Source organism: Paenibacillus sp. FSL H7-0331 (assembly GCF_001956045.1).
In genome coordinates this window covers 21,104-28,397 of sequence record NZ_MRTH01000058.1, presented here as the reverse complement: position 1 = coordinate 28,397, position 7,294 = coordinate 21,104, and the positions used below count along the sequence as shown (strand labels likewise).

Annotated in this window: 10 protein-coding genes and 1 pseudogene; 3 read left to right on the top strand and 8 right to left on the bottom strand. The window is 42.4% G+C overall.

Annotated elements, in window-relative coordinates:
* Positions 1 to 364 (bottom strand): hypothetical protein (locus tag BK127_RS38705; RefSeq protein WP_372237414.1); only part of this gene is annotated, 364 nt, incomplete at its 3' end.
* A 248-nt stretch (positions 365 to 612) separates the two neighbouring features.
* The gene (locus BK127_RS38700) at positions 613 to 1,509 is read right to left on the bottom strand and encodes a phosphotransferase family protein (protein WP_076238010.1); all 897 of its coding nucleotides are present in this window, start codon (positions 1,507 to 1,509) and stop codon (positions 613 to 615) included.
* A 187-nt stretch (positions 1,510 to 1,696) separates the two neighbouring features.
* Here BK127_RS38700 and BK127_RS44255 point away from each other — a divergent pair, with 187 nt between their 5' ends.
* Positions 1,697 to 1,834, top strand: coding sequence for a hypothetical protein (locus BK127_RS44255; protein ID WP_179097766.1), 138 nt, complete (start codon positions 1,697 to 1,699; stop codon positions 1,832 to 1,834).
* 176 nt (positions 1,835 to 2,010) lie between these two features.
* On the opposite strand, the gene BK127_RS38695 is transcribed toward BK127_RS44255, so the two are convergent.
* A complete protein-coding gene (locus BK127_RS38695; RefSeq protein ID WP_144026691.1) occupies positions 2,011 to 2,355 on the bottom strand; it encodes a hypothetical protein in 345 nt (114 codons plus the stop codon).
* Positions 2,356 to 2,770: 415 nt separating this feature from the next.
* Entirely contained in the window at positions 2,771 to 3,349 is a 579-nt protein-coding gene (locus BK127_RS38685) for an NAD(P)H oxidoreductase (protein WP_076238007.1), read from the bottom strand.
* 246 nt (positions 3,350 to 3,595) lie between these two features.
* Between BK127_RS38685 and BK127_RS38680 the strand changes: the two genes are divergently transcribed.
* On the top strand, positions 3,596 to 3,967 hold the full coding sequence (locus tag BK127_RS38680) for a winged helix-turn-helix transcriptional regulator (protein ID WP_076238006.1): 372 nt from the start codon (positions 3,596 to 3,598) through the stop codon (positions 3,965 to 3,967).
* A 170-nt stretch (positions 3,968 to 4,137) separates the two neighbouring features.
* On the opposite strand, the gene BK127_RS38675 is transcribed toward BK127_RS38680, so the two are convergent.
* Positions 4,138 to 4,848 carry an SDR family NAD(P)-dependent oxidoreductase gene (locus BK127_RS38675; protein WP_076238005.1) on the bottom strand — a complete coding sequence of 237 codons (711 nt, stop codon included), beginning with the start codon at positions 4,846 to 4,848 and terminating at the stop codon, positions 4,138 to 4,140.
* 106 nt (positions 4,849 to 4,954) lie between these two features.
* On the opposite strand from BK127_RS38675, the gene BK127_RS38670 reads away from it, so the two are divergent.
* Positions 4,955 to 5,314: a MerR family transcriptional regulator gene (locus BK127_RS38670; protein WP_076238004.1), complete on the top strand. Its 360-nt coding sequence runs from the start codon at positions 4,955 to 4,957 to the stop codon at positions 5,312 to 5,314.
* 77 nt (positions 5,315 to 5,391) lie between these two features.
* On the opposite strand, the pseudogene BK127_RS38665 reads toward BK127_RS38670, so the two are convergent.
* The 3 genes and pseudogenes from BK127_RS38665 to BK127_RS38655 form a co-directional block, all read right to left on the bottom strand.
* A pseudogene (locus tag BK127_RS38665) lies at positions 5,392 to 5,833 on the bottom strand (IS6 family transposase); the annotation flags it as partial.
* Between the two features lie 121 nt (positions 5,834 to 5,954).
* Positions 5,955 to 6,596, bottom strand: a complete 642-nt coding sequence (locus BK127_RS38660) for an HAD family hydrolase (protein WP_076238003.1) — start codon at positions 6,594 to 6,596, stop codon at positions 5,955 to 5,957.
* Positions 6,568 to 6,885, bottom strand: a complete 318-nt coding sequence (locus BK127_RS38655; RefSeq protein WP_076238002.1) for a hypothetical protein — start codon at positions 6,883 to 6,885, stop codon at positions 6,568 to 6,570. Before BK127_RS38655 ends, BK127_RS38660 begins: the two co-directional genes overlap by 29 nt.
* Between the last annotated feature and the right edge of the window lie 409 nt (positions 6,886 to 7,294).

The window sequence follows — 7,294 nt, the reverse complement described above, 5'->3', positions numbered from 1 at the left end:
ATGCTGAAGTAATACTTTTCGTCACGGAATGGACTTGATAAAATACGCCATCACCTTCTTGGTAAGGAGCAAAATAGGTACTAAGTACAAGGAAACCATTCCGCACGATAAGTAAGGAGTGAATATTGGTATGCTGAATCTGGACGATTTTGAGGACATCAGCCAACTCAGCAGAATGAATACCTTGCTCTTCGGGAGTAGAGGTTCTCCATTTACCACCTTCCCAAGGAACTGAACTCGTTTCGTGCACCGTTTTTTTAACTGGTAACAAGTAAGCGAAAGAGACGAATGAAATCAAGGTAACAAGAATAATACCTATTGGAATCCAAAGTTTTTTAACACTAGTTAAATCCTTTAAAATCATATATAGTCTCCCTTCAATTCCTTTTATAGGATAATTATATCATTATCTGTTTCCCTTCAATAAAAATGCCCGTTAACGTAATAGAGCTGCCGATCGTGCTGGCAGCCTCGTCCTGGTGTTATTGTGCTAACGTTCGCTGTTAGCGTAACGGTTATTTATGATAAGGTTCTCCGCGCTGTCTGTAACGGCAAGTTTTTGAAGAAAGCCATCCTGTCGGATGGCTTTTCTAATTGCATCTTATCGAACATCTAATAACGTGTCTGCTCAATCCCCACTGATTTCTGTAAAGTGGAAATATTTTCCTGAAGAAAAGACTGGTTTTTTTCGACACCTCTGTTTTTGCACCAAACAACTGCACTGAAAGCATCGTAAAGATCATAGAATGGTAAGACTGTCTCCAGATTCACCATAGGGCGAATCGTTCGATACCCATCAATGTACGGTAGCTTTGTTCTCGGGTTTACTCCCCAAATATATCGATTGATTTTTGTAAAGTCTATTTCAGAGGATCCACCACGGGCACTCTCGAAATCAATAATGCCAGTAACCTTGTTATCATTTACCAATATATTACCAGGTCTAAAATCCATATGAACAATGCATGGCCCATCAGGTTCTGGTAAAGCTGAAAATACGCCATCAAAGTGAAGAATACATCTTTCATACAGCTCTGGATCGAGAATCTCTTTGCAAGGCTCTTTCCACTTTTCAAAATTACCTTTGATATGTAGTCTCCAATTATTTTGGTCAAGAATCTTAAATCCATCAGTCACATGGTAACCGTAACCTGGAGTTTTAACCTCATGAAGCATCGCATGAAACACGCCAATTTGAAAAGATAGTTTCTCAGCAATATCTTCTGTACAAGGTATGCCTTGAATCGCCGAAAGAAGCAATGCTCCAGTAGTAATTTCATCCCCATCCCAAAAATCCAATACTTTAGGAACAGGTATTACGTCCTTCAATGTCTCAAGCATCTGAAATTCACGATATAGTTTATCTTTGTTAAATGGAATTTTTACATACACTTTTTCTCCGTTAGCGAGAGTAAGTTTGTATACATCAGAACTAAATGACTCTGGAACATCTTCTACATTCAAGACGTTCAACTTTAACTTTTCAATAACGTTTAGAATGGAACTCATAAAGTACCTCCTCGTTTTGGATTGCAAAACGATAATCCCGATTAAAAACCTTTGACTTTCTCAAGATCTCTTGGCATTCCCTGGAATTAACCCAATTAAACCCAATCTCTTACATACATCATATTCTTGATCCAGAACCAAGACCCCTTTTTAGAGGGGCCATTTTCTTTTTCAGGAGGGATTTCGGATGCGAATCATCAAGACAAAGCAGGTTATTGACGTGTTGCGCCGCGCAGAAGCACTTCCGGCGGTACTTCTAGATCTGGTTGAGGACTACTTCTTGCTGCTAAATTTGTTCCCACTCATTAATATGAAACTACGCTAAAATGCCCGTTAACGTAATAGAGCTGCCGATCGTGCTGGCAGCCTCGTCCTGGTGTTATTGTGTTAACGTTCTCCGTTAGCGGAACACCTTATGAAGCATCAAAACTTCGTTAGTGTTATAAGGGAGAGAGGCTTCCGATCGGCTGCGTACATTGTTTTCTGTAATTATGGGCTTCTCTAGTTTGTTAAGCCTACTTGATTGATATTATAAAAAACCGTTTTGCCTTTAAGCAAAGATTTACAAAGTTCAATCAGACTTGGTATATGTTCACGTACCCACATATGCTTTTCTTTTCTACTTACCAGAAATGCGTAGTATTCGCATATATTCAAAAACATCAGGTCTTCTAACTGTGCGGTGTCTATTTTTCCGGAAATAATATTAGTGTAGCCGGAAAGCAGATCATCCCGTAATTCATTTTTAGTAAATAGGGCACCCATAGCGACATCTGATGCGTAGTATCCAAAACCCGATAATCCGAAGTCAATGAATGAAATTCCCCTTGATGTTCGCATTTTCAAGAATTTGAAATTCCTCGGTGGCGATAATACCTATTTTTTTGCCTGATCGCAATTTGGTCAACATGTTATTTACCCACACTATCCCATATTCGGGTCTTATAAAACTTGAACCTTGTTTGAAACTCCGCGAAAACTGATGTAAATATGCAATACGCTTCCCCAAGGTACTAACCATTTCCTCACTGTTGAAATCTCTCTTGGACATGGTATCCCCAAAAATCCATTTCAAGACGGAACAATGCACTTCTTCGCATTCAATAACAACGCTTGTTACTAGTTCACCGTATAGTTTCGGAACAGGGGTGCTGACAAAGTATGCTCAATTTAATTTGAAGTTAAAATAAGATTCAGATTCACTTTATTGGTGATCGGATTTCCTTGGACAGAGTCAATAGAGTTCAGAGTTAACTTGAGGCTACTGTTCCTTGGCATAATTCAAACCTAAGTGATGAGCTTGGTTAAGCAGCATCTCATAATGCTTGGGATTGGAATCCAAAGTCTCGTATAAAAAATTAACCTTTGAATTGGAAACACCGCAATAATCTGCAATTCCCACATTGAGCAAATGAGTAATCATTTCATCATAGTTACGCTTTTTCATCTGTTCTTTGGAAACGCCCGCCAAACCAATCCACAAGACATGCTGATGATGAAGCTGGTTCGAACCGTATGCAAACCCATTGTTCCATACACGGTCAATATAACCTTTTAGCATGGCTGGCAAATGCCACCACCAAATTGGAAAAATAAATGCTAAGGCATCATGCTCCTTCATGCGCCTTATTTCCAATTCCACCTCAGGAGAAAAGGACTGTTCCGCAGCTATCAAATCAGGTTCATCTACTCCTTTTAAAACAGGGTCAAAGCCAATCCGGTGTAAATCCAATATCTCATAGTCGTGGCCGGCCTCGGCAAGACCTTGTACGAAACGATCGGCAACCTTAAAGGTCAGAGAATCCTCTCTCGGGTGCGAAACAACGATTAATACTCTCATACTTGTATCTTCACTACCTCTCTCAACAACCAACTTGTAGCCATTATCAATGGCTGATGCTATTATAAACAGTATTAAAATAATCCGGAAGTACGCACTTTCAAGTTCTATAGGATGATACAGGTGCCATAGGAACATAGAAGTACCCTAGATATAGATGCCCTAGAAACTTACCTGAACAACGGAATGAATGAACGAATGTTATGTTCCTAACAAAAATACAGCCTTTTAACGGAGGGTTAAGTGATGACTGAAAAGAGGGAAAATAACGTTCAAAAGAAGTATAAAGTTGGTGTGGAGGCAGCATTAGAAGTAATGGGGGGGAAATGGAAGCCTTTAATCATCTATCATTTGATGACAGGACGGAAACGGACGTCTGAGCTTCGACGGTTAATGCCCGGCATTACGCAAAAAATGCTGACCACTCAACTAAGAGGCCTGGAAAAGGATGAGATTATTGCACGAAAGGTTTATAAAGAGATCCCACCTAAAGTGGAGTATGAGTTAACTTCCTACGGCTGGGGATTAAAGCCCGCGCTTGACCAATTATGCTATTGGGGAGAGGATCACCTGGAAAAGGTCCATGGTGACAAATCTAAGGTTTTAGAAGAGTTTTAAGGCTGTACAAAGTAAATTTTGCACTGCAGCTCCGCTTAATCTGATACCGTCATTTCATCTGCCACATTCGTTACCATAATGCGCTTGATCGTTATTTTACTTGGAATCTTGTACGCAAAAAACTCTTGTCCGCGATATGGGCGGCAAGAGTTGCTTTCGGCAATTGTGGGTTACCAGGAGTAAACACCATTCTCATCCAAGAATTCGCCGTTATGACGTTTGCCATCTGTCGCATAACCCACTATAATCGCAGCGGCGGCTTCTTTCGATTTACCGCCTGCGGCATTGCCGTTAAGATCTGTTGAGGTGAATCCAGGCGTTACCGCAAATACTTGAGCGCTGCTGTTTTTGACTTCATAAGCCATTGAAAGTGTCATGGCATTGTTGGCCGTTTTAGATGAGTTATAATCGAATGCGTTTAAAGTAAATTCAGCATTTTGCATATGGTCCAGAGAAGCCATGTCGGTCGATACATTGACGATTGTGCCTTCGTTATCTTTGATTAACGGGAACAAACGCTGGTTCAAACGGACGGTCCCGAAAAAGTTAACTTCGAAGGCATTCCGCAGATCTTCCTCTTTGGTATCCGTAAAAGAACGGGAGAAAGCGCCAGGCATACCAGCGTTATTGATCAGAAGCTTCAGGTCAGGATAATTCTTGTTGAGCGTATCGGCTGCCTGTTCGATGGTTTTCAAATCGCTCATGTCGATTTGTACAAATTCTACGTCTAACCCCTTGGAAGTTAATTCGGAAACGGCTGCTTCACCCCGTTCGGCACTGCGTGCACCAAGGACGACTTTCCAGCCTGCTTCGCTTAACTGCTTAACAATTTCAATTCCGATTCCTTTATTTGCTCCGGTTACAAAGGCTGTCTTTTTCATGCGAATCCTTCTTTCCCTAATTTGATTTTTCTTTAACGATATTTATAAGTTACTATGCTACACTTAGTGTAGGTCAACAAATAATTTTTAAAAAAAGAGGGTTAGTATGTTAACGATTGGAGAAGTGGCGAAGGAAGTCGGGATCAATATTGGAGCGATCCGCTTTTACGAAAGAAAGGGACTGTTGAAACCTGCTGCCCGAAGCGAGCAGAATAACCGTCTTTATACGGATGATGATCTGAGCTGGCTAGTTTTTATTAAATGTCTTCGCGAAACTGGGATGAGTGTGGAGGATATCAAAAAGTATTATGATAAGGTGAACGAAGGAACCTCAACCCTGCCGGAGAGAACCAAGCTGATAGAAGATCAAAAGCAAAAGCTGCTGAAAGATATTGAGGAGAAGGAAGCGCAGCTCGTTCATTTGGAAGAAAAACTGAAGCGCTATTATCGCGGGGAAAATTATTAATATAAGCTGGGTCATATAGACGGTTCTGGTGCAAGGATTTAAAAAAGTTCGCAGTTACCCGATAAACTTTACTTTGTCTATGCCACTAAACCAAATATCTTATTTAGCCATTCAACAGCAGTGAGGACAGTCGAATTATCATCGGCCTGTCCTTTCCTTATCATATGTAAAGCCTCAATTCCCTTTAACGTCTGATCCGCTGTAAGAAACGATTTGAAACCAAGCATTGGTTTTGTAATTTTCTTTATGAACCGGTGATCTTGCTCCAATATTATTTAGATACTTTGTCTGTCTAATCAAGGTTTCTTTTGGAAAGGATTTCTCATTTATTAATTCTTGTATGGCAGGTGGATACGCTGGATTTTTATCCAAGGTGATTACGCCTGGGATTTGAGTATGTGGAGAGGACAAAGCCTTTGTAAAGAAGCACTTAGCTGCCTGCATATCCCGCTTTTCAGATAACATGAAATCAATGGTTTTCCCCATAGAATCAACCGCTCTGTATAAATACTTCCACTGAATATTGCTTCCATTTAAATAAATTCAATTTCGCTTCCAAAGTAAGTTGCTCCATCCCACGACTTCATTTCAATGATGTTATCATGAATCAGAGCTTTGCACCACAACCCTGAATGCTCTCTCAGGTTACATTCAGGATAATGTCCTTTAGTTCAATCAGAGTCTTGATTCGATAGCTGGCCTGTGAGAAGTCATGTGTTTTTGTGAAGTCGTTATGGACAATAGCACAGTCGATACCAGCCGCCACGGCTGAGTTCAACCCTCTGTTTGAATCCTCTACAACCAGGGTCTCTTCTTTGGTAGCTCCGAAGCGTGTTAGGCCGGTCAGGTATGGTTCCGGGTGCGGCTTGGTGCGCTCGTAGTCTTCGCGAACAAGGACGAATTCCATAAATTGTCTAATCTGGCGCTTTTCATGAATAAGTTGAAAATCCGCACGTTTTGCAGTCGTCACGATGGCCATGCGGACGTACTTTGACAGTTCGGCTAGAGTTTCAACTACGCCTTCAATCTCAATGGCTTCTGTTCTTAGATATTCCTGATAATAGACGTTGCGGACCTCACGCTGCTTGCTGATGGTCTGTTCATCAATACCTGCCGCCCTAGCTTGGGACCAAGTGCCCAATGACTGGGTCATGTCGCGGAGGTATTGATCTTTATCCAAGGTAAATCCAATGTCAGCCAGAGCGCGTTCTCCCGCTTTGTAATACCAGAATTCAGTGTCAACCAGAACACCATCATGATCGAAGAGTATGTACTTTTTCATTGTTTCGTTCTCCTTTGTCAGCTGCGGCAACCATGCCTACAGATCCTAATTCGGGGATAATAATCACATCCCAATCGTCCTTCTTTATTACATTAGCCAATTGGTCTAGTAATTCGGCAGCGTATATTATTTGCGGACACTTATAGATACCAATCGTAGTCCACTCTGGAGGAAGCGAGAGTGTGAGTTTTCGAGCGAACCGACTGCCCATGCCGGGTCTCAGCCCGTTGCCGATTGTCAGTAGGGAGGTCGACACCAAAAGGGCGGCTCCGAAGAACCGCCCGCTCACGCTCTTGAAAGGACCAAGGCCTCCTAACCCGCATTCTCGCAGCCTGCGCAGTGCCGCCCGCAGCGACAAGCTGCCGCACCCACTGCGTTACAGCGAGGTTGCCGGCGCTGCGCTGTAGCGATTGCTAGTCTTGGACCGGGCTCTAACGATCTCTGATATGTGCCCTGCCGCGAATCGGCCACCGCGCGCGCCATCATGGCGGACATTTGCCGCTGTAGCTTTTGCGAGTGACGCATCCTTGCTCTCCTTCCTGGTGTGAGGCTTGCCTTATTTAGCGTAGCTCCATTGTAAACGAAAAGGGATCCGTTGGAAACCGCAACCTACTACTCCGGCGGAGCCGAAATATGACTCCCCTGCCGTGGGTAGCGATAAAGAATAACAGGTCGAATAAGACTCTCCATTGGGTCTT